Below are 2,790 nucleotides of genomic sequence, written 5' to 3'. Positions count from 1 at the left end.
GCCCGGAGGCGCCGCCGGACGTCCCCACGGTGATCCCCCCGGCGAAGCCGCCGCCTCCGACGGCCACCACCACGGTGTCCACGCCCCCGGTCTGCTCCATGATCTCCAGCCCGGTGGTCCCCTGCCCCGCCACCACCTCCGCCTGGTCATACGCGTGCACGCTCAACGCACCCGTCTCGGCGGCCCTCTTCCCCGCAGCCTCCGCGGCCTCCGAGTAGATGGCCCCGGTCTGGGTGATATGCGCGCCCAGCGACTCCAGCCCGGCCACCTTCACGGGGCTGGTCACCTCAGGTACGAAGATCTCGGCCCGCACCCCCAGCGCCTTCGCCGCGTACGCCACAGCGAGCCCGTGGTTCCCCCCGCTGGCCGCGATCACCCCGCTGTCCGGCAGCGGGGAACCCGCCGACAACAGCCGGTTGAACGCGCCACGCACCTTGAACGACCCGGAATGTTGCAACAACTCCAGCTTGAGGAACAGCCCGGGCGAGACCTCGAGCACCGGCGTACGCAGCACGAGCCCGGAGATCCGCCTCGCGGCGGCCAGCACATCCTCATAGGCGACGGCAGTCATGGCACCCCCAAAGAAGAGACGAAGACACGTTACGACAGCGCCTGGGAGACGTCGGCCCAGAGGTCCTCGCGGTGTTCGATGCCCACCGCGATCCGTACCGTGCCCTCGCCGATCCCGCTCCTGGCCAGCTCGTCAGCGCTGAGCGCCCGGTGCGACGTCGTGGCCGGGTGCAGGATGAGCGTCTCGACCCCGCCGAGCGAGGGGGCGAGGAGCGCGAGGCGTACCGAGCTCATGAACCTCTCCCCCGCGGCGCGCCCGCCGGCCAGGTCGAACGAGAACACCCCGCCGAAGCCGGGCAGCAGCTTGCCGGCCAGCTCGTACGACGGATGCGACGCGAGCCCCGGCCAGTGCACGGCCTCGACGGCGGGGTGCTCGGCCAGCCGGGTGGCCAGGAACTCGGCGTTGGAGCAGTGGCGTTCCATGCGCAACGCCAGCGTCTGCAGCCCGCGCAGCGTCAGCCAGGCCGCGAACGGGTCGGCCGAGGCCCCCAGCTCGATCGCGAAGTGCCAGATCCGCTCGTAGAGCGCGGTGTCGGCGAAGACGGCGAGCCCGCCGACCACGTCGGTGTGCCCGGACAAGTACTTGGTGGTGGAGTGAAGGACGATGTCCGCCCCGTGCTCGAAGGGCCGGCACAACATGGCGGTGGCGAAGGTGTTGTCGACCACGGACGGGATCCCCAGCTCGCGCGCCACCCCGCACATCCCGGGCAGATCGGCCACCAGCGTCATCGGGTTGCTGATGGTCTCCAGGTAGACGAGCCTGGTCTCGGGCCGCACGGCGGCGCGCAGCGCGTCGGGATCGTTCTCGGGCACGTACGTGACCGTGATCCCGAACCTGCCCACCAGCTCGTTGATCATCGCGGCCGTCCCTCCGTACAGCGACCGCTGGGCGATCAGGTGGTCGCCGGGCTTGAGCAGGCCGAGCAGGACCGTGTTGATCGCACCCATGCCGGAGCCCGCGGCGATGGCGGCCGCTCCGCCCTCCAGCCCGGCGACGGCCAGCTCCAGCGAGCGGACGGTGGGGTTGGTGTAGCGCCCGTACACGAACGCCCCGTCGGGCCGCCCCATCGCGTCGGCCATCACGGCGGGGTCGTCGAAGACGAACCCGGAGGTCTGGTAGATCGGCATGGTGATGGGGCGGCTGCCCTCGATGGTCGGCTGAGGGACGTGGACGGCCCTGGTCTCGGGGCGGAATTCGGTCATGTGGCCATGATCTCCCGTACGGGGAGCCGACGTGCAGAGCCAATCGGGCAGAATTGGTCCATGAATGGGGCCAATCTCGATGATCTCGTCGATCTGCTCGGCCGGTGGGCGTCGGGGCGGGGGCCTCTGTACCTGCTGCTGACGGCCCGGCTGCGGGCGTTGATCGACGACGGCGTGCTCCCGCCGGGCGACCCGCTGCCGCCCGACCGGGTGCTGGCCAGGCGGCTCGCGGTGGGCCGGGGCACCGTGGTGGCGGCGTACGACCTGCTGCAGCAGGAGGGCCGCGTGGTGCGCCGCCAGGGCAGCGGCACCCGGGTCGCCCCGCTCGACCTGCCCGCGACCAGGACGGCCGACGGCGTCGTCGCCAATCCGCTGCTCCAGCACATCCTGCACCCGCCGGACGGGGTGATCCTGCTGACGTGCGCCGCCCCGCATGATCCGCCGGCGGCGTTGTTCGAGGCCTACGAGGAGGCGGGGGCGCGGCTGGCCGGCGTGCGCGACCTGGGCTACCAGCCGGCGGGCAACGCGCACCTGCGGGCCGCGCTCGCGGACTACTACCGCGCCCGCGGCGTGCCGACGACGCCGGACGAGATCATCGTGACGACGGGCGCTCAGCAGGCGCTCACGCTGCTCACCGCGCTGCTGGCGGCGCCGGGTGACACCGTGCTGGCCGAGTCGCCGACGTATCCGGGCTCGCTGGAGGTGTTCAGGCACGCCGCCGCCCTGGTCAAGCCCGTGACGCCGGAGCGCCTGCGGGACGCCCTGCGCGAACACCCCGCGCTGGCCTACTTCGTCCCCACCGCGCGCAACCCCGACGGCGCCGTCATGGCCAGCCACGACCGCAGGCGCCTGGCCGCGCTGGCCGGCGAGCACGACGTGCCGCTGATCGACGACGAGGTCTGCGCCGAGTTGTGCTTCTCCGGGGAGACGCCGCCGCCGCTGGCCGCCTTCGGGCCCAAGAACGGACAGGCCGAGCACGTCATCACGGTCGGCTCGCTGAGCAAGCTCGTCTGGGGC

The 2,790-nt window shown here is 72.3% G+C and carries 3 protein-coding genes; 1 reads left to right on the top strand and 2 read right to left on the bottom strand.

Features of this window, described 5'->3' with window-relative positions:
* The coding region (locus ETD86_RS53710) for a pyridoxal-phosphate dependent enzyme (RefSeq protein WP_138674289.1) at positions 1 to 571 on the bottom strand (571 nt) is incomplete at its 3' end.
* Positions 572 to 600: 29 nt separating this feature from the next.
* A complete protein-coding gene (locus ETD86_RS53705) occupies positions 601 to 1,773 on the bottom strand; it encodes a trans-sulfuration enzyme family protein (RefSeq protein WP_138674288.1) in 1,173 nt (390 codons plus the stop codon).
* Positions 1,774 to 1,833: 60 nt separating this feature from the next.
* Here ETD86_RS53705 and ETD86_RS53700 point away from each other — a divergent pair.
* Positions 1,834 to 2,790, top strand: a 957-nt coding sequence (locus tag ETD86_RS53700) for an aminotransferase-like domain-containing protein (RefSeq protein ID WP_138674287.1), incomplete at its 3' end; no start/stop codon positions are given.

It is taken from the genome of Nonomuraea turkmeniaca (genome assembly GCF_005889735.1).
Classification (GTDB): Bacteria; Actinomycetota; Actinomycetes; order Streptosporangiales; family Streptosporangiaceae; genus Nonomuraea; species Nonomuraea turkmeniaca.
The sequence above is the reverse complement of the archived record's forward strand: the minus strand, read 5'-3'. Positions and strand labels throughout refer to the sequence as shown.

Bases quoted from the DNA above. Each gene is read 5' to 3' on its own strand.
- ETD86_RS53705 (WP_138674288.1), bottom strand. From the start codon at position 1,773: ATGACCGAATTCCGCCCCGAGACCAGGGCCGTCCACGTCCCTCAGCCG.